Source organism: Pantoea sp. X-Soil-ISGK-421, from assembly GCF_059730785.1.
This window is the reverse complement of sequence record NZ_AP035979.1, coordinates 3,599,577-3,617,668: the sequence shown is the minus strand read 5'-3', so window position 1 is coordinate 3,617,668 and position 18,092 is coordinate 3,599,577. Positions and strand designations below refer to the sequence as shown.

The following is an 18,092-nucleotide window of genomic DNA, read 5'->3' as shown; positions in this document are numbered from 1 at the left end:
TCCTGAAGCAGGAAGATGGCTCAAGTGTAAGCCATCTTCCTGTGGCTTTTAGTCCTTCAGATGAAAAATGCTCACCAACTGCGTCAGATGATGGCCTTTCTTACTCAGATGAATGGCGGTGGTTTCTGACTGGTTAATCATATCGCTGCTTTGATGAGTGGCCTGACTGATGTGGTTCATCGCCAGATTCACCTGACCAATGCCCGCCGCCTGTTCCTGCGCGGCAATATTGATCTCACCCATCAGGTTTTTAACCTGCTCGATGTGATTGACGATATGGCTCATTGCATCGCGTGTTTGCTCCGACAACGTGTGGCCCGCCGCCACTTTGTCGATTGAGCTGGCGATCAACCCATCAATCTCCTTCGCCGCCGTGGCACTGCGCTGTGCCAGCGCACGGACTTCCGCCGCGACCACCGCAAAGCCTTTACCGTGTTCACCGGCGCGCGCGGCTTCAACGGCGGCATTGAGCGCCAGAATGTTGGTCTGGAAAGCAATCGACTCAATCACATGGGTGATATCGGCGATACTTTGCGATGCCACGCGAATCTCCGACATGGTTTCTACCGAACGTGCCACGGTGCTGCCACCGTGATTCACGGTGTTTGCCGCTTCACCGACCAGTGCCATGGCCTGACGCACATTGGCCGCGGTTTGTGCCACCGTGGCGCCAAACTGCTCCATGCTGGCTGAGGTTTCTTCCACGCTGCTGGCCTGACGACCAATCTGTTCACTGATGCTGGAGCTGCTGGCGGCGATAGTATCGGTGCCACTGCTGATTTCACGCGCGGCTGAACGTACCTGACTGACGACTTTCTCCAGTCCATCGCCAATGCCGTTGATCGCGCTGATCAGTTGACCAATTTCATCGCGGCGCGAAGAGTCGAGATGAGCCTGCAGATTACCGGCGGCGTACTGTTCAGCCAGATGAATGACCTGCTGCAACGGGCGCGTGATAGCGCGGCGGCTGTACCACATAAAACTCATGGCAAAAACGATCACCAGCGCCAGCCCAATGGCAATAAACAGATTACGGCTGTGCGTGATGGGCGCCAACAGACTGGCACGGCTCACTTCACCGGCAATAATCCAGTTCCAGCCAGGCAACTGTTGCCACGCTAGCAGTTTGGTTTCGCCATCGATTTCAACTGTGACCAATCCCTTCGGCTGGCTAAGCAGTTGCTGCTGAGTGGCGCTATCCCAGCGCGGCAGTTTTCCTTCAGATTGACGATCAAACAGATATTGGCCCTGGTTTTTACCCGGCGCACCGTTCAGCACCGAGAAGGTGCCGCTGTCGCCAAGATGACGCGCCAGCACTTTGTCGCGCATCAATCCATATTGCGCATCGATCTGCACGCCTACGAACAGAATGGCGATCACCGCGCCGCTGCTATCCTGCACCGGCTGATACTGCGTGATGTAGCGATGACCGAACAGCGTCGCCAGGCCACGATAAACCGTGCCCTGATTGACGTTGCGCCAGGCCGCGCTACTGCGATCGAGTTTGGTGCCAATCGCCCGACTGCCATCCTCTTTTTTCAGTGAGGTAGAGATGCGCACATAATCCTCACCGTCGCGCACGAAAATGGTTGATACCGCGCCGGTGCGGTCGAGGAAATCATCGACCGCGATCTGATCGAGATTAAGGGTTTTCAGCCCGGCACGCAGTGTTGGCGTACTGAATTCGCCCACCTGAATGCGTTCGTTTTCATCACGACTAAAGCGTTTAGGCAGGAAGCTTTGGAACAATTTGGTGTAATTCGCCACCTCTTCTGACAGCGTGGCGTTGAACATGGTGGCCATTTCATTGATGCCTTGCACCTGATTTTGCATATCATCGGTTGCCAACTGCTCGAGCTGGCGTGCTGCGTTATGGCTCAGGGTTAAGGTCAGCGTAAATAGCACAATTGCCACGCTCAAAGACGTCAATACAGACAGCTTAATTCCGAGACCCATGGCGCTGAGAGAAAGACGCTTCATAAAGTACCTTTTGAGTTTATTTAGGGGTACAAGATCAACGGCAAAATACGCTAAATGTTTAGGGCGGGAATTATTCAAACTTAATGTGAAGTGGCTCGCATTTTGGCACGTAGCGCTTACACTCAGTCCAGTGATAATCATTCTCAATGGAGGCGGTATGATTGAGTTGGCGACGGAGAATCTGGCAGGCATCGAATGTATTCATGCATCACCGGCCGGGCAGCGCCAGGCGCGCTTGCCGACGGTGTTGTTCTATCACGGTTTTACCTCATCCAAAGAGGTTTACAGCTACTTTGCCGTGGCGCTGGCGCAGGCCGGTTTTCGCGTGATTATGCCCGATGCGGACATGCACGGCGCACGTTATAACGGCGATACCGACGCGCGGATGACCCACTTTTGGGAAATCCTCAAACAGAACATCGATGAAGTGCCGTTGCTGGAAAAGGTGCTGCGCGATAACGACTGGATTGCTGATGAGCGTTTTGCCGTGGCGGGAGCCTCGATGGGCGGCATGACCGCACTGGGCGCGATGGCGCGCTATCCGCAGATCCATAGCGTGGCGTGCTTAATGGGTTCCGGCTATTTTATGCAACTGAGTCATACGCTTTTTCCGCCGCTGGTGGCGCGTACGCCAGAACAGAAAGCGGCTTTTGCCGCACGTTTAGCGCCGCTGGCACCGTACGATCCCAGTGAACAACTGAAGAAGCTGGCGAATCGGCCTTTGCTGCTATGGCACGGCGAAGCGGATGAAGTGGTACCGTTTGCCGAAACGGTACGGCTGGAGAAAGCCTTACGCGAAGCTGGATTAGATCAGCAGATGACTTCGCTTTCTGAGACGAATATCGGCCATAAAATCACGCCTTCGGCGCTAACCGCGTTGGTCAGTTTCTTTAAACATCACTTATAAACAACGCGGGTTGGCGTGATTGGCGCCAGCCCGTTTCGGTAGGCCGTTTTAAAGTTGTGATGACAACCGTTCGGCGGCGCTGGTATTGGCACTGACTGGGTTACTGCTGGCAGGCGCATCCAGCCGATTGACGTAGACATAGCCTGATGCCGCGTTGCTGCTGTGACTTCTCATCTGCTGCGCGAAGTCAGCGGTGCTGGCAAGAGCGGGTGTAGACAGGAAGAGACCCAGTAAAGTGGCGAAAATGATCGTTTTCATTATCGACTCCTCACTCCAGGGATTGCACTCTCAGACGTTTCGAAAAGGGTAAATCGTGGCGTCTGTAAATAGTGTAGTTCTTAACCAGTTTGCCGCCAGATCGTCCCGTTGAACGCCTTCTTCAGCGATTTTGACAAAGTGTCATCTAACTCCCTGAAGCACCTCACTTAGCACAAAAAGCCGCATCAGCTGGCACGATAGTCGCCATTTGATGAATTGTGCGCTTGAGTTTCCGCAAGGACGCCAGTATGATTACGCGTCAATTTTTCAGCTGCATTCAGAGGTGTGTTTCATTTTTTAAATGATTCACAACCTATAACGTTCCTTGCTTCCGTGGGCCGCAGCTGACCCTGACAGGAGGCTGAATAATCCGTAAGGAGCTATCGATGCGTCATTACGAAATCGTATTTATGGTCCACCCTGACCAGAGCGAACAGGTTCCAGGTATGATCGAGCGTTACACTGGTGCTATCACCGGTGCACAGGGCACGATTCACCGTCTGGAAGACTGGGGCCGCCGTCAGCTGGCTTACCCAATCAACAAACTGCACAAAGCTCACTATGTTCTGCTGAACGTAGAAGCGCCGCAGGAAGTGATTGACGAGCTGGAAACTAACTTCCGCTTCAACGACGCCGTTATCCGCAGCATGGTTATGCGCGTTAAGCACGCGGTAACTGAAGCATCTCCGATGGTTAAAGCCAAAGACGAGCGTCGTGATCGCCGCGAAGACTTTGCTAACGAATCGGCTGATGACTCAGATGCTGGGGATTCTGAAGAGTAATCCGACATGACGGCAAATCGACTGCGCCTGTCTGGCACTGTGTGCAAGACGCCGGTTCGAAAAGTCAGTCCGTCAGGGATTCCTCATTGCCAGTTCGTGCTTGAGCATCGTTCTGTGCAAGAGGAAGCCGGTTTTCACCGGCAAGCCTGGTGTCAAATGCCGGTGATTATCAGCGGCAGCACCCATCAGGTGATTACTCAACATATAACGGTCGGCACGCAACTCACTCTCGAAGGCTTTATTAGCTGCCATCAGGCACGCAATGGTCAGAGTAGAATGGTGTTACATGCCGAGCAGATTGATTTGATAGATTCTGGAGACTAGCCAAATGGCACGTTATTTCCGTCGTCGCAAGTTCTGCCGTTTCACCGCGGAAGGCGTTGTAGAGATTGATTACAAAGATATCGCTACACTGAAAAACTACATTACCGAAAGCGGTAAAATTGTCCCGAGCCGTATCACCGGTACTCGTGCAAAATACCAGCGCCAGCTCGCTCGTTGCATCAAGCGCGCTCGCTACCTGTCCCTGCTTCCGTACACTGATCGTCATCAGTAATCGGTAGTTGTCCATTAACGACTTTAAGAGGATAAGGTAATGCAAGTTATTCTGCTTGATAAAGTAGCAAACCTGGGCAGCCTGGGTGATCAGGTTAACGTTAAAGCGGGCTACGCTCGTAACTTCCTGGTTCCACAGGGTAAAGCTGTTCCTGCTACCAAGAAAAACGTTGAGTTCTTCGAAACACGTCGCGCTGAACTGGAAGCCAAACTGGCTGACGTTCTGGCTGCTGCTAACGCACGTGCAGAGAAAATCAACGCACTGGGCAACGTAACCATCGCGTCTAAATCAGGCGACGCTGGTAAACTGTTCGGTTCCATCGGTACCCGTGACATCGCTGATGCAGTAACTGCAGCTGGCGTTGAAGTGGCTAAAAGCGAAGTTCGTCTTCCAGAAGGCGTACTGCGCACCACCGGTGAGCACGAAGTTGACTTCCAGATCCATAGCGAAGTCTTCGCTAAACTGGTTGTGAATGTAGTTGCTGAGTAATTTTACTCGGTAATGTAAAAACGCCGGCCTTGTGCCGGCGTTTTTGTTTCTGCGTACTACTGGGCGCGGATAAAGCTGCCATCTGGTTGGCGCGTAAACAGCACCGGGCCGTTGCTGCCATCCACTGTTAACCCCGTCACCATGCCTTGCGCATTCTGACGAATCTTCACCTGCTGACCATTCTGCAACGCGCTTAATGGCTGCCCATCACCTTCGACACGCGCCATGGCAAATACATCATTGACCGGCAAATTGTTATCACGGAACAGCTGCGCTAGCGTCTGACCCGACGCCACGTTGTAAGTGCGCCATTCGCCCTGCGAATCGGTTTTCGGCGGCGTATTCTGCTGTTGCTGCTGTTGCTTGTTATCGTAAATCTCCGCCTGCATTGGCACTTCTTTAGCGGGATTGTCAGCCGGACGCTCAACCGGGTACTGCGGCGTAGTGCTCGGCCACAGAAACGCCAGCAGCAGCACCAGCAATGCAATGACAATGCCACGACGATGAAAAGCGGGCAGCGGATCCATCCAGCGCACATTATCCAGCAGATGCCAGACGCGCTGCAGTGCGACGGGAACGCGGGAAGGGTGATCGGAAGCCATTCGTGAATCCTCCTCGCTGGCGGCTTGGCGCGAAATGCGCGGCAGCCAACGTTGCAACCAAGGTAATAAAGTACGCGGTGCGCGCGTCCTGCGACGTCGTGGGGCAATCTGGCCCATGTATTCTCTCTTGTGCCGACGGTGGCAGGTGAAAACCTTGCCACAGCTATAGTATGAGCAATGCTGACAGGAAGTGCCTGGCAGCATTGAAAAATTTGACCGGGGTATTGTTTCCGTTTCGCCGGGAAATGTCATCTGCGGCGCGTGAGATTTTACGCCAGCCGCCCGCGCTGGTATGCTGCCGGTTCTATTTTTCTCCGGGATTAAGGAAACAAAATGACGACCCCTTCATTCGACAGCGTCGAATCACAAGCAAGTTACGGTATCGGTTTACAGGTAGGCCAGCAGTTGCAAGAGTCTGGACTGCAGGGTCTGCAGCCAGAAGCACTGCTCGCCGGCCTGCGCGACGCGCTGGAAGGGAACTCGCCGGCCGTCCCGGTTGACGTGGTACATCGCGCACTGCGTGAAGTGCACGAGCGCGCAGAAGGCGTGCGTCGTGAGCGTGTAGAAGCGATGGCGGCAGAAGGTCAGACTTTCCTTGAGCAAAACGCGCAGCGCGAAGGCGTAAGCAGCACCGAAACCGGTCTGCAGTTCAGCGTAATCACTCAGGGCGAGGGTCCAATCCCTTCACGTCAGGATCGTGTCCGCGTGCATTACACCGGTAAACTGATCGATGGCACCGTATTCGATAGCTCAGTGGCGCGTGGCGAACCGGCAGAATTCCCGGTCAGCGGCGTTATCGCGGGTTGGATCGAAGCGCTGACCCTGATGCCAGTTGGTTCCAAGTGGGAACTGGCGATTCCACACAACCTCGCTTACGGCGAGCGCGGTGCTGGTGCCTCTATCCCGCCATTCAGCACTCTGGTCTTCGAAGTCGAGCTGCTGGAAATTCTGTAAGCTCTGAAGGGCGGCTATCGCCGCCCTTGATCGTCACTTCTTCTGCAAATCCACCTGCCACAACGCAAAACCTATCTCATCGCTGCCCACCGCTTTCATCGGATAATCAGCATGCTGCTCGATAAATGTCGTCGCTTTCGCGCCAGGCGCGGTTTCAAAACGGATATCCAACGGCGTGGTGCTGCTAATGGGGGCTAAGCGCCAGTTGTGATCCGCCTGCGGTTTCACTTCGCCATGCGTTTTGGTTTCGCTGCTGATGTAGGCGGCAACCACCGAGCGGTTCTCATCCGGTGACGCGAACGCGACATACTTATCGCCGGTACCGGCAAACTTGCCGCCGTAAGCGCGGTAGTTATTGGTAGCGACCAGGAACGTTGCATGAGGGTCGATAGGCTTGCCTTGCCAGCTAAGACCTTTAATGCGCGAAGCCTCTTTGTTGATTATCGTGCATTCCGCATCGTAACGCGGCGGTTGCGTGACGTCGATTTGGTACTGCACGCCATCAATCACATCGAAGTTATAGGTGCGGAAATCCCAGTTAATCAGTGATTGCGGTTTGCTGCTGTGCGGATCGATTTGATTAAACTGCGCGGCTGAGCACTCCAGCCACTCCTTCACCTGCGCACCGCTGACCTTCATCACCACCAACGTGTTGGGATAGAGGTAGAGATCGGCGGCATTGCGGAAGGTGAGATTGCCTTTTTCCACTTCAACATAACTTGCAGGATCGTTTTTACGACCGCCGGCTTTGAAAGGCGCAGCGGCTGAAAGCACCGGCAAGCGGCCCAGATCGGGATCGCCCTGAATAAAGTGCTCAACATAAGCGCGCTGCGCGTTGTTGACGATTTGTACCGTGGGATCGTCCTGCACCAGCGACAGATAGCTGTACATCACGTCGGCAGATTTGCCGATCGGTTTGGCAACAAACTCACGCGTGGCGCGATGATCCTGCTCCAGCACTCGCACCAGGTTGGCATCTTCGGCGGCCAGCGATTTTTTCGCCGCGCTGTCATAAATCGGTCGCGCTTCAGCTTTGCCCTGCGCCACCCGCCATTGGCCGCCGTCGTTATTCAGCACCAAATCGACCACGCCAAGATGATCTCCCCACATGCCGGGCATCACGGCCGGCACACCATTGAGCGTGCCCTGAGCAATATCAGCACCTTTAATGGCGGCGAACTCTTTGCTCGGGAATACCGCATGTGCATGGCCGAACATAATGGCATTGATACCGGGAACCTGGCTGAGGTAGTAAACCGAATTTTCTGCCATGGCGTGATAGGGTTCACTGCTTAAACCGGAGTGCGGAATAGCGACGATTATTTCAGCACCTTTTGCGCGCATTTCCGGCACATAGCGCTTCGCTGTTTCAGTGATGTCATCAACCCGTACTTTTCCCTGCAGATTGTTGCGATCCCAAACCATAATCTGCGGGGGAACGAAGCCGATGTAACCAATTTTCAGCGTATGCGGCTTACCTTCGCGGTCTGCGACCGTGGTTTCCTTGATGAGGTAGGGTGTAAACAGCGGTTTTCCGCTTTTTTCATCGATAATATTGGCGTTGACGTAGGGAAAACGCGCACCGGCCAGCGCTTTTTGCAGGTACGGCAAGCCATAATTGAATTCATGATTACCAAGGTTACCAACGGCGTAATCCAGCGTGTTCATCGCTTTGTAGACGGGATGCACCTCACCCTGTTTTAGTCCTTTCGCCGCCATGTAATCGCCCAGCGGGCTGCCCTGAATGATATCGCCGTTATCGACCAGCACGCTGTTCTTCGCTTCAGCGCGCGCTTGCTGAATTAAGGTGGCAGTGCGCACCAGGCCAAATTTCTCGGTCGGCGTATCTTTGTAATAATCGAAATCCATCATATTGCTGTGCAGATCGGTGGTTTCCAGAATGCGCAGATCCACCGTTGCAGCCTGTACCGTGGCGGCAGTAATACAGAGTGCCAATAACGACATGCTCGCTTTCAACATCGCTTGCTCCTTGTTCGGTCCAATGGGCCTCTCAAAATAATGTAAAACCATGACGAATTATCATTTCAATTTGTGATGGAGCTCGGACTTTCATCCAATATCTGCCGCCGCGTCAGGGCAAAAGCGCATTCAGCATCCCGCCATAGCCGCCATCGATTAACTATGGTATTGATAATCATATAGATTGCCGCAGCAGTCCGTGCAGCCGCAGGCTGTTGAAGGACAACTGCTAAAATGAATACAGATTGGCGGTTAGTGTCTGACAGGCAGAATCAGCGGAAAAGAGGTAAATAATGTTAGATAAAATTTGTCAGCTGGCACGTGAAGCGGGCGATGCCATCATGCAGGTGTATAACGGCGCAGAGCCAGTAGACGTAACCCGCAAGTCGGATGATTCGCCGGTGACGGCGGCCGATCTCGCTGCGCACCGTATCATTGTTCAGGGACTAACGGCGCTTTCGCCAGATGTACCGGTGCTGTCTGAAGAGGATCCACCGAGCTGGGACGTGCGTCAGCACTGGCAAAAATATTGGCTGGTCGATCCGCTGGATGGCACCAAGGAGTTCATCAAGCGCAACGGCGAGTTCACGGTGAACATTGCGCTAATCGAAAACGGCAAACCGGTGTTGGGCGTGGTGTATGCGCCGGTGCTGGGCGTAATGTACTCAGCTGCTGAAGGTAAAGCCTGGAAAGAAGAGAAGGGTCAGCAGACGCAAATTCACGCGCGTGAGGCGCGTCCACCGTTAGTGGTCGTTAGCCGTTCGCATTTTGATAGCGATACCGAGTTGCAGGAGTATCTGCATCAGCTTGGTGAGCATCAAACCACGGCGATTGGTTCATCGCTGAAGTTCTGTCTGGTGGCCGAAGGCAGCGCGCAACTTTATCCGCGTTTCGGACCAACGAACATCTGGGATACCGGCGCAGGACATGCGGTGGCCATTGCAGCCGGCGCGCATGTCCACGACTGGCAGGGCAAAACGCTCGATTACGCACCGCGCGAATCATTCCTTAATCCCGGCTTCCGCGTTTCGCTGTTTTAAGATTGGTCACGGCGCGATAAATCGCGCCGTGACGGAATGTGCAATGATGTGGTGCGGTGCTCATCTGAACGACTTTACGCCGCTCACTTCTGCAACAACTCATGAATCAACTTCATCGCTTGCTGCACTTCATCCTGCGTCAGCGGGCCATCTTTGACGTAACGCACGTGTGCGGTGTTATCCAGCACCACAATCGCGGCTCCACCCTTCTCCAGCTGCCAGGCCTGACGCGCGCTGCCGTTGCTATCGATGATGAACTGCGACCACGGAAATTGCTGCTTATTGCTCTCAATGCTGCTGCGTACGAACATGCCGGTGCCCGGAATCGCGTCATCGGTATTTACGATGGTGGTGGTTTGATAACGATCGTGCGGCAGATGCGCGGCTTTAATGGCTTCAATTAACGCCGCGTTCTGCTCTTTAGCGGAAGAGCGACCGGCAATGTGCAGAATGACGCGAACTTTTCCACTCAGCTGCGCGCTATTCCAGGATTTGTAGCTAAACTTGTCTTTATCTTGTTGATAAACCAGCTCTCCTCTGTCGCTAATGCCAACGGCGGGCACGCGTTCACCCAGTTTGAATGCATGTGCCGAAGCAAGGTTAGGCAGCAGAAGTGCCAGTGCTATCACAGTGTGTCTCAAACGCATTTATCAAACTCCTTGGTGATCCGACCAGTTGTTCATGTTCCTGCAATATTAGGCATGGATGATGCGTCTGTCGCAATGAGTTAACAGGTTTGCAACCTATGCCACAATTCCTTAATGAGTGAAGGTTTATACTGGGTTTAGTGAAGCTGATAACAGAGTATTCTGTAATGATGTGTCAATTCAGTAAATAATTCACTTTTTCGGAACATGGGTAAGAAAGGATGCTCTATAGTTATGCCTCATTTGCGCTTCATGGGTTCGTACCAAATTTGGTTACGACGGAGCGTATTAAACATTTTAGGAGTTAAACAGCATGAAGATCTTCCAGCGCTATAATCCGCTGCAAATTGCGAAATATGTAAAAACGCTATTTAGAGGAAGGTTGTACATCAAGGATGTGGGCGCGTTCGAGTTTGATAAAGGCAAAGTGATGTTGCCGCGCGTCAAAGATAAACAGCATCTCAGCGTGATGTCAGAAATCAATCGCCAGGTGCTGCGACTGCAAGCCGAGTACAACTAAGCAAGTATAAAAAAGGGCGCCAATGGCGCCCCGTAGCGGCGCGATTAATCGCGCCTTGTTTTTTAGTCAGGATCAAACTGAAGTTTATTCCGATTCTTCCACGGCATTCTTCGTCACATTCAGCACGGGCGGGCGCTCATCAATACGCGTGACCAGCAACTGATCGATGCGATAGCTATCAATATCCACCACTTCAAACTTATAGCCGGAAAACTTCACAAAGTCGGTACGCTTCGGAATCTTGCGCAGCATATACATCATGAAGCCACCAATCGTTTCGTAGTTGCCAGACTGCGGGAAATCATCGATATCCAGCACGCGCATCACGTCATCAATTGGCGTACCGCCTTCCACCAGCCATGAGTTCTCATCACGCGCGACAATCTGCTCTTCCTGACCTTGTCCGACCAAATCGCCCATCAGCGTGGTCATCACGTCATTCAGCGTAATGATGCCCACCACCAGCGCATATTCGTTCATGATCACCGCGAAATCTTCGCCCGCGGTTTTGAAGCTTTCCAGCGCTTCGGAGAGCGTCAGCGTGTCCGGCACAATCAGCGCCGAGCGAATCTGCACGCCGCTGTTCAGCGTCAGGCTTTGGTTGCCCAGCACACGCAGCAGCAGCTCTTTGGAATCAACATAGCCAACGATATGGTCGATATCGCCATCGCAGACAATAAATTTGGAGTGCGGATGCTGTGCGATTTTGGTTTTAAGCGTGGTTTCATCTTCGTGTAGATCAAACCACACCACATTCTCGCGCGAGGTCATCGAAGACGGCACGGTACGCGATTCCAGCTCAAACACGTTCTCAATCAGCTCATGCTCCTGCTTACGCAGCACACCCGCCAGCGCGCCGGCTTCTACCACCGCATAAATATCGTCAGAAGTGATGTCGTCTTTTCGCACCATCGGCAGTTTGAACATGCGGAAGAAGACGTTAGCCAGGCCGTTAAACAGCCACACCAGCGGACGCAATACCACCAGGCAGAAGCGCATCGGGTTGATGATACGCAGCGCCACGGCTTCCGGTGCGATCATGCCGACGCGTTTTGGCGTCAGGTCAGCAAACAGAATGAACAGGCTGGTAACAATGGTGAAGGAGCAGATAAAGCTGAGCTGTTCAGCCAGTTCCGGTGCCACGATGTGGCTGAACAGGCTATTAAAGGCAGGTGAGAAGGCCGCATCACCAACGATACCGCCAAGGATGGCAACGGCATTCAGGCCAATCTGCACCACGGTGAAGAACATGCCAGGTTGTTCCTGCATTTTCAACACGCGCTGGGCGTTGATATTGCCTTCGTCAGCCAGCAGCTTCAGCTTGATCTTGCGGGCAGCCGCCAGCGAGATCTCCGAAAGAGAAAAAAATGAACTGATGACTATCAGTAAAAGAATGACAAGCAAGCTATCGAGCATAAAAGATCCGTTGGGTTAATAACTTGTCATTTTTGGCCTGGGCAGCGCGGGAGTGGGCGTACATCCGGTACTTGCCAGTCAAACAGGCTATCCGTGCCAAAAATGTCTGCGCCATATCGACAAGATAAGGGTAACGTCGGGGCAGATAATGAACGCAGGCGAGGCCTGCAGGTCGCTGATTATAGCAGCAGCGCTTATCATGCCGCCAGAGGCGTGCGTTATGCGTTCGGATTAATCCGAGTGAGCAATGGCCACGCACAGAAGAATCGCTTGGCGGTTGTATCGTTTCCCCCATTTACCGACAATAGGTCACAATTTGGCTTAGTCGCTGGGTTTACGCCGATGGGCAGAAAAAAGGCGGCTATGCTGATGGGTATACGAGCGGTGGTGATACCCTTCTACAGAATAAATGCCCCTGCGGAATAGGGGCCGGCATTATTAACAGGAGTACGTGTGCCACGATTTCATGTTTATTGTTTGGCCAGCCTGTTGCTTGCTGCACCTGCCGTTGAGGCAGCAAAAGTGCGCTTGCAGCTGGATGGTCTGACCGGGGATTTGCAGAAGAACGTCAGAGCACGCTTGTCCACTATTGGCAGTGACGAGGTGTCGAATGACGGCCGTTTCCAGGCGCGCGTCGCGGAAGCGATCAAGGAAGGCTTGCGCGCGCTGGGCTATTACGAGCCCCAGATCGATTTCGAATCGCGCCCGGCTCCGCCGCAAGGTGGTCGTCCGGTATTGATCGCCCACGTCACGCCCGGCGAACCGGTAAAGATTGGCGGCAGCACCATCGTGATTGAAGGTGAAGCCCGAACTGACGCGGATTATCAAGCTTGGGTCAAACAGGGCAGGCCAAAAGTGGGTACGCAGCTGAATCACGGCGCCTACGACAAATTCAAAAACGGTTTCTCCAGCCTGGCATTGCGTAATGGTTACTTCGACGGTGACTTTAAGCAAAGCCAGCTTGGCGTTTCGGTCGAACGACGCGAAGCCTTCTGGGACATCAACTACGATAGCGGCCCGCGTTACCGTTTTGGCGATGTCAGTTTCCAGGGTTCGCAAATCGACGAAGCCTATCTGCAAAATCTGGTGCCGTTCAAAAAGGGCGATCACTACAGCTCGCGCGATCTGGCGGAACTCAACCGCCGCCTGTCGGCGACCGGCTGGTTCAACTCGGTGGTAGTGGCGCCTGAATTTGATAAAGGCCGCCAAACCGAAGTGTTGCCGCTGAATGCTGTGGTCTCACCACGCGTAGAAAACACCATTGAAACCGGCGTCGGATACTCCACCGATGTGGGGCCGCGTATTAAAGGTACGTGGAAAAAACCGTGGATCAACAGCAGCGGCCACAGTCTGGCCGCCAGCGCCTACGTCTCTGCGCCGGAGCAGCAGCTCGATCTCAGTTACAAAGTCCCGCTGCTGAAAAGTCCGCTGGAGCAGTATTACACCTTCTCCGGCGGCGTGAAGCGCACCGATCTCAACGATACCAAAGCCGATACCACCACGCTGGCGATGTCACGTAACTGGGACAGCAGCAGCGGATGGCAGAAGGCGATTAACCTGCGCTGGAGTCTCGATCACTTTACCCAAGCCAGCGTCACCAACACCACCATGTTGCTCTATCCGGGCGTCAGCCTGAACCGCACCCGTTCGCGCGGCGGTTTAATGCCGACGTGGGGCGATTCGCAGCGTTACTCGGTGGACGTGTCGGATACCACTTGGGGTTCGGACGTTGATTTCGTCATCATGCAGGCGCAAAACGTCTGGATTCGTACCCTTGCCGACAAACATCGCTTTGTGGCGCGTGGCAATCTCGGCTGGATCGAAACCAACGATTTCGACAAAGTGCCGCCGGATCTGCGCTTCTTCGCCGGTGGCGATCGCAGTATTCGCGGTTACAAATACAAAGACGTTTCGCCACGCGATGACGACGGCAAGCTGACCGGCGCCTCGAAAATGGTCACCGGCTCGCTCGAATATCAATACAACGTGACCGGAAAATGGTGGGGCGCGGTGTTCGTCGATTCCGGTGAAGCGGTTAACGACATCAAACAGAGCAACGTTAAAACCGGCGCCGGCTTCGGCGTGCGCTGGTCTTCTCCGGTAGGGCCGATCAAGTTTGATATCGCGCGGCCGATTGGCGACGACAAGGAGCATGGATTGCAATTTTATGTAGGATTGGGGCCTGAACTATGAAGCTGTGGAAAAAGGTCCTGATTGGTATCGGTATTTTTCTGGTGCTGCTGGTTGGCAGCATCGCGTTTCTGGTTGGCACCACGCCAGGTTTGCATCTGCTGCTGAAAGGCGCCGATCGTTGGGTGCCAGGGTTGTCGATCAAGCAGGTTGAAGGGGGCTGGCGTGACCTGACGCTAAGCGGCGTGAAGTATGAAATGCCAGGCGTCAACGTGGATGCGGGACGTTTCCATCTGGCGCTGAATCTCAACTGTCTGTTGCATTCATCGGTGTGTGTGAATGACATCGCGCTGCAGGATGTCAGCGTGGTGGTAGACAGCAAAAAAATGGCGCCTGCCAGCGCGCCGCCGCCAGAAGAGGAGAGCGGCAGCACCAATCTCAGCACGCCGTATCCGATCACGCTGAGCAAAGTCGGCCTGCATAACATCAACGTTAAAGTTGACGATACGGCGATTTCACTGCTCGATTTCACCACTGGCCTGCAGTGGCAGGATCGCGCACTGACGCTGACGCCAACCCATATCCAAAGCCTGCTGATCGCGCTGCCAAAAGCCGCCAACGTGGTGGATGAACAAGTGGTGCAGCCAAAAGTGCAGCAGCCGCAGCCGGATGAAAAACCGCTGGGTGAAACGCTGCAGGCAATGTTTGCTAAGCCGCTGTTACCGGAAATGCCGGACTTCCAGCTGCCGCTGGATATCACCGTGCAGGAACTGCTGGGTGAACAGCTGCGCATTACCGGCGATACCGATGTATCGATTACGCGCCTGTTATTGAAAGCCAAAACCGCCGATCGCCATCTGCAGCTGGAAACCTTTGATGTCGATTCGCCGCAAGGGCAAGTCAACGCCAGTGGGGAAGCGACGCTGGCCGACAACTGGCCGGTGAAATTCGCGTTAAACGGCACGCTTAATCTCGACCCGATCAAGGGCGAGAAGATCAAAATGAACCTCGCGGGTGCAATGCGCGATGAACTGAAACTGGGACTGAATCTCTCCGGACCAGTACGCGCACAGTTGGATGCAACGGCACAACCTGCCGTAGCCGGTTTGCCGCTGGCGTTGAAACTTACCAGCCCGCAACTGCGCTGGCCGCTGACCGGTGCGGTGCAGTATCAGGCGGATAACCTCGATTATCAGTTCAAAGGCAAAGCCACCGATTACGTCATGTCACTGCGCACCGCAGTGAAGGGCGAAGGTGTGCCACCCGCCACGATTGCGCTGGACGGCAAAGGCAACGTACAGCAGTTCAATCTCGATAAGCTGCGGGTTGCGGCGCTGCAGGGCAATATCGATCTGACGGCGCTGGTGGACTGGAGCAAAGCCATCAGCTGGCGCAGTGAATTGACGCTCTCGGGCATCAACACCGCCAAACAGTATCCGGATTGGCCAGCGAAGCTGGAAGGAAAAATCGCCACGCGCGGCAGCCTGTACGGCGGCAGTTGGCAGCTCAGCGTGCCGCAGCTGGAGCTGAAAGGTAACGTCAAGCAGAACGCAGTAAGCGCCAAAGGTACGTTGACCGGCAACAGCTACAACCAGTGGAAGGTGCCCGGCCTGAATATTGCGCTGGGCCGCAACCATCTGGACGTGAAGGGCGAGCTGGGGGATACGCTCAATCTCGACGCTAACATTGATGCGCCGAATCTGGATAACGCGCTGCCGGGATTGGGCGGCGTGGCCAAAGGTACCATCAAAGCGCGCGGCACCTTGCAGGCACCGCAGCTGCTGGCCGATCTTACGGCAACCGGTTTGCGCTGGCAGCAACTGCAAATTCGTCGCGTGGCGTTGCAGGGCGATGTGAAATCCAGCGATCAAATCGCCGGGAAGTTGCAACTGCGCGTGGAACAGCTGCAGCAGGATGCGCTAAAAGTGAACCTGCTGACGCTGAACGCCGATGGCAACGAAAAGCAGCATCAGCTGAAGCTCGAGGTGCAGGGCGAACCGGTTTCCGGTCAGTTGGCGCTTAACGGCAGCTTTGATCGCAAAACTGAGCGCTGGCAGGGCAATCTCAACAATACGCATTTCGACACGCCGGTAGGCGAATGGCGCCTGACGCGCGCGATGGCGATCGATTACCTCAACAGCAAGCAAACCGCGACCATCGGGCCGCACTGCTGGCAGAACCCGAACGCTCAGCTGTGCGTACCGGAACCGATTGAAGCGGGTGCCAGCGGACATGCGCATGTGGTGCTCAATCGTTTTGATCTGGCGATGATCAAACCGTTTCTCACCGATGCGACCAAACTGAACGGCGTGTTCAGCGGTGATGCGCGCGTCAACTGGACCGCTGACGGCGCGCTGCCGACCGGCACGCTAGCGCTGAAAGGCAACGGTGTGAAAGTGGAACAGGACGTGCAGGGCAACACCTTACCGATCGCCTTCGACACGCTGAATCTGAATGCAGCGCTGAAAAACGGTCGGGCCCAGTTGGATTGGCTGATTCATATCGTCAATAACGGCCAACTGAGCGGCAATGTGCAGATCGCCGATCCTGAAAATCGTCGTCAGCTGTCAGGCAACATCGGCATCAGTAACATTTCGCTGGCGATGTTGAATCCGGCGCTGATGCAGGGCGAGAAGATCAAAGGCAACCTGAACAGCAATCTGCGCCTTGGCGGCACGCTGCAACAGCCGCAGGTATTTGGTCAGTTGGGGCTGAGCGACGTGGATGTGGACGGCAGCTTTATGCCGGTCGATCTCACCGCTGCCAATCTCAACATGGTGTTCAACGGCATGAGCTCAACGCTCAACGGTATGATTCAGACAGCGCAGGGCAATCTTAACCTGAGCGGTAATGCCGACTGGAGCCAGCTGGACAACTGGCGCGCACGCGTCGCCGCTCAGGGCAGCCGCATCCGCGTCACGGTGCCACCCATGGTGCGCATGGATGTCTCGCCGGATCTGGTATTTGAAGCCACACCAGCGGCGTTCAGTCTAGATGGCAAAGTGGATATTCCGTGGGCGCGCATTACCGTGCAGGAAGTGCCGGAAAGCGCCACCGGCGTCTCGTCGGATGAAGTGATGCTGGATCAAAACCTCAAGCCGATTGCGCCGAAAACCGCCGCCATTCCGATCAACAGTAATCTGGTGATCCACGTTGGTAATGATGTGCGTCTCTCGGCATTTGGACTGAAAGCCAAGCTGAATGGCGATCTCAAACTGGTGCAGGATAAAAATGGCCTTGGCTTAAACGGTCAGATCAATATCCCGTCCGGTCGCTTCCATGCGTATGGTCAGGATCTGGTGGTGCGCAAAGGTGAGTTGCAGTTTGCCGGTCCGCCGGATCAACCTTACGTCAACCTTGAGGCGATCCGTAATCCAGAGGCCACTGAAGACGATGTCACCGCCGGATTGCGTGTAACCGGGCTGGCGGATGAGCCGAAAGTGGAAGTGTTCTCCGATCCGGCGATGTCGCAGCAGGAAGCGCTTTCTTACCTGTTACGCGGTCAGGGACTCAACAGCGATGGCGACAGTAACGCATTAACTTCCGCCCTTGTTGGATTGGGGGTTGCGCAAAGTGGTCAGGTTGTGGGTAAAATCGGCGAGACCTTCGGCGTCAGTAATCTGGCAGTTGATACCGCTGGCGTAGGTGATAGCCAGCAGGTGCAGGTGAGTGGTTACGTGTTGCCGGGTCTACAAGTAAAATACGGTGTTGGCATATTTGATTCACTGGCGACGTTAACCTTGCGTTATCGCCTGATGCCCAAACTCTATTTAGAAGCCGTGTCAGGTCTCGATCAGGCACTGGATTTGCTCTATCAGTTTGAGTTTTAGC

16 protein-coding genes are annotated in these 18,092 nt (G+C 54.4%); 10 read left to right on the top strand and 6 right to left on the bottom strand.

Annotated elements, in window-relative coordinates:
- Window positions 1–48 precede the first annotated feature (48 nt).
- The gene (locus AC6I8K_RS16645) at window positions 49–1,980 is read right to left on the bottom strand and encodes a methyl-accepting chemotaxis protein (RefSeq protein ID WP_483816305.1); all 1,932 of its coding nucleotides are present in this window, start codon (window positions 1,978–1,980) and stop codon (window positions 49–51) included.
- Window positions 1,981–2,137: 157 nt separating this feature from the next.
- On the opposite strand from AC6I8K_RS16645, the gene yjfP reads away from it, so the two are divergent.
- Window positions 2,138–2,887 (top strand): esterase, encoded by a 750-nt coding sequence (gene yjfP, locus AC6I8K_RS16640; RefSeq protein ID WP_497827102.1) that lies wholly within the window; start codon window positions 2,138–2,140, stop codon window positions 2,885–2,887.
- Window positions 2,888–2,935: 48 nt separating this feature from the next.
- Here yjfP and AC6I8K_RS16635 read toward each other — a convergent pair whose 3' ends face one another.
- On the bottom strand, window positions 2,936–3,145 hold the full coding sequence (locus AC6I8K_RS16635) for a hypothetical protein (protein WP_064738387.1): 210 nt from the start codon (window positions 3,143–3,145) through the stop codon (window positions 2,936–2,938).
- A gap of 386 nt (window positions 3,146–3,531) precedes the next feature.
- Between AC6I8K_RS16635 and rpsF the strand changes: the two genes are divergently transcribed.
- From rpsF to rplI, 4 genes are read left to right on the top strand one after another with little or no spacing between them, the layout of a single operon-like run.
- Window positions 3,532–3,927 (top strand): 30S ribosomal protein S6, encoded by a 396-nt coding sequence (rpsF, locus tag AC6I8K_RS16630; protein WP_007892026.1) that lies wholly within the window; start codon window positions 3,532–3,534, stop codon window positions 3,925–3,927.
- Window positions 3,928–3,933: 6 nt separating this feature from the next.
- On the top strand, window positions 3,934–4,251 hold the full coding sequence (priB, locus tag AC6I8K_RS16625; protein WP_007892027.1) for a primosomal replication protein N: 318 nt from the start codon (window positions 3,934–3,936) through the stop codon (window positions 4,249–4,251).
- 4 nt (window positions 4,252–4,255) lie between these two features.
- Window positions 4,256–4,483 (top strand): 30S ribosomal protein S18, encoded by a 228-nt coding sequence (rpsR, locus tag AC6I8K_RS16620; RefSeq protein ID WP_002210155.1) that lies wholly within the window; start codon window positions 4,256–4,258, stop codon window positions 4,481–4,483.
- A 39-nt stretch (window positions 4,484–4,522) separates the two neighbouring features.
- On the top strand, window positions 4,523–4,972 hold the full coding sequence (rplI, locus tag AC6I8K_RS16615) for a 50S ribosomal protein L9 (protein ID WP_008103594.1): 450 nt from the start codon (window positions 4,523–4,525) through the stop codon (window positions 4,970–4,972).
- Between the two features lie 56 nt (window positions 4,973–5,028).
- Here the strand turns inward: rplI and AC6I8K_RS16610 are convergent, their stop codons facing one another.
- On the bottom strand, window positions 5,029–5,691 hold the full coding sequence (locus AC6I8K_RS16610) for a LysM-like peptidoglycan-binding domain-containing protein (RefSeq protein WP_497827101.1): 663 nt from the start codon (window positions 5,689–5,691) through the stop codon (window positions 5,029–5,031).
- 216 nt (window positions 5,692–5,907) lie between these two features.
- On the opposite strand from AC6I8K_RS16610, the gene bamJ reads away from it, so the two are divergent.
- Window positions 5,908–6,528 carry a BamJ family beta-barrel-assembly machinery protein gene (gene bamJ / locus AC6I8K_RS16605; RefSeq protein WP_064738388.1) on the top strand — a complete coding sequence of 207 codons (621 nt, stop codon included), beginning with the start codon at window positions 5,908–5,910 and terminating at the stop codon, window positions 6,526–6,528.
- Between the two features lie 33 nt (window positions 6,529–6,561).
- On the opposite strand, the gene AC6I8K_RS16600 is transcribed toward bamJ, so the two are convergent.
- On the bottom strand, window positions 6,562–8,508 hold the full coding sequence (locus AC6I8K_RS16600) for a bifunctional 2',3'-cyclic-nucleotide 2'-phosphodiesterase/3'-nucleotidase (protein WP_497827100.1): 1,947 nt from the start codon (window positions 8,506–8,508) through the stop codon (window positions 6,562–6,564).
- Window positions 8,509–8,801: 293 nt separating this feature from the next.
- On the opposite strand from AC6I8K_RS16600, the gene cysQ reads away from it, so the two are divergent.
- Window positions 8,802–9,548 carry a 3'(2'),5'-bisphosphate nucleotidase CysQ gene (gene cysQ, locus AC6I8K_RS16595; RefSeq protein WP_483816301.1) on the top strand — a complete coding sequence of 249 codons (747 nt, stop codon included), beginning with the start codon at window positions 8,802–8,804 and terminating at the stop codon, window positions 9,546–9,548.
- Between the two features lie 83 nt (window positions 9,549–9,631).
- Here cysQ and AC6I8K_RS16590 read toward each other — a convergent pair whose 3' ends face one another.
- Entirely contained in the window at window positions 9,632–10,195 is a 564-nt protein-coding gene (locus AC6I8K_RS16590) for a YtfJ family protein (protein ID WP_483816300.1), read from the bottom strand.
- A gap of 313 nt (window positions 10,196–10,508) precedes the next feature.
- On the opposite strand from AC6I8K_RS16590, the gene AC6I8K_RS16585 reads away from it, so the two are divergent.
- Window positions 10,509–10,715 (top strand): DUF1107 domain-containing protein, encoded by a 207-nt coding sequence (locus tag AC6I8K_RS16585; RefSeq protein WP_007892150.1) that lies wholly within the window; start codon window positions 10,509–10,511, stop codon window positions 10,713–10,715.
- Between the two features lie 84 nt (window positions 10,716–10,799).
- Here the strand turns inward: AC6I8K_RS16585 and paeA are convergent, their stop codons facing one another.
- Window positions 10,800–12,131, bottom strand: coding sequence for a polyamine export protein PaeA (paeA, locus tag AC6I8K_RS16580; protein WP_064738392.1), 1,332 nt, complete (start codon window positions 12,129–12,131; stop codon window positions 10,800–10,802).
- Window positions 12,132–12,584: 453 nt separating this feature from the next.
- Between paeA and tamA the strand changes: the two genes are divergently transcribed.
- Together tamA and tamB are read left to right on the top strand one after the other, a co-directional pair.
- Window positions 12,585–14,324 (top strand): autotransporter assembly complex protein TamA, encoded by a 1,740-nt coding sequence (gene tamA / locus AC6I8K_RS16575; RefSeq protein ID WP_497827099.1) that lies wholly within the window; start codon window positions 12,585–12,587, stop codon window positions 14,322–14,324.
- Window positions 14,321–18,091: an autotransporter assembly complex protein TamB gene (gene tamB / locus AC6I8K_RS16570; RefSeq protein ID WP_497827098.1), complete on the top strand. Its 3,771-nt coding sequence runs from the start codon at window positions 14,321–14,323 to the stop codon at window positions 18,089–18,091. The genes tamA and tamB overlap by 4 nt, the downstream gene beginning before the upstream one ends.
- Window position 18,092: the final 1 nt, after the last annotated feature.

Excerpts from the sequence above, each read along its gene's own strand:
- AC6I8K_RS16645 (WP_483816305.1), bottom strand. The coding sequence starts at position 1,980 with ATGAAGCGTCTTTCTCTCAGCGCCATGGGTCTCGGAATTAAGCTGTCT.
- yjfP (WP_497827102.1), top strand. The coding sequence starts at position 2,138 with ATGATTGAGTTGGCGACGGAGAATCTGGCAGGCATCGAATGTATTCAT.
- AC6I8K_RS16635 (WP_064738387.1), bottom strand. The coding sequence starts at position 3,145 with ATGAAAACGATCATTTTCGCCACTTTACTGGGTCTCTTCCTGTCTACA.
- rpsF (WP_007892026.1), top strand. The coding sequence starts at position 3,532 with ATGCGTCATTACGAAATCGTATTTATGGTCCACCCTGACCAGAGCGAA.
- priB (WP_007892027.1), top strand. The coding sequence starts at position 3,934 with ATGACGGCAAATCGACTGCGCCTGTCTGGCACTGTGTGCAAGACGCCG.
- rpsR (WP_002210155.1), top strand. The coding sequence starts at position 4,256 with ATGGCACGTTATTTCCGTCGTCGCAAGTTCTGCCGTTTCACCGCGGAA.
- rplI (WP_008103594.1), top strand. The coding sequence starts at position 4,523 with ATGCAAGTTATTCTGCTTGATAAAGTAGCAAACCTGGGCAGCCTGGGT.
- AC6I8K_RS16610 (WP_497827101.1), bottom strand. The coding sequence starts at position 5,691 with ATGGGCCAGATTGCCCCACGACGTCGCAGGACGCGCGCACCGCGTACT.
- bamJ (WP_064738388.1), top strand. The coding sequence starts at position 5,908 with ATGACGACCCCTTCATTCGACAGCGTCGAATCACAAGCAAGTTACGGT.
- AC6I8K_RS16600 (WP_497827100.1), bottom strand. The coding sequence starts at position 8,508 with ATGTTGAAAGCGAGCATGTCGTTATTGGCACTCTGTATTACTGCCGCC.
- cysQ (WP_483816301.1), top strand. The coding sequence starts at position 8,802 with ATGTTAGATAAAATTTGTCAGCTGGCACGTGAAGCGGGCGATGCCATC.
- AC6I8K_RS16590 (WP_483816300.1), bottom strand. The coding sequence starts at position 10,195 with ATGCGTTTGAGACACACTGTGATAGCACTGGCACTTCTGCTGCCTAAC.
- AC6I8K_RS16585 (WP_007892150.1), top strand. The coding sequence starts at position 10,509 with ATGAAGATCTTCCAGCGCTATAATCCGCTGCAAATTGCGAAATATGTA.
- paeA (WP_064738392.1), bottom strand. The coding sequence starts at position 12,131 with ATGCTCGATAGCTTGCTTGTCATTCTTTTACTGATAGTCATCAGTTCA.
- tamB (WP_497827098.1), top strand. The coding sequence starts at position 14,321 with ATGAAGCTGTGGAAAAAGGTCCTGATTGGTATCGGTATTTTTCTGGTG.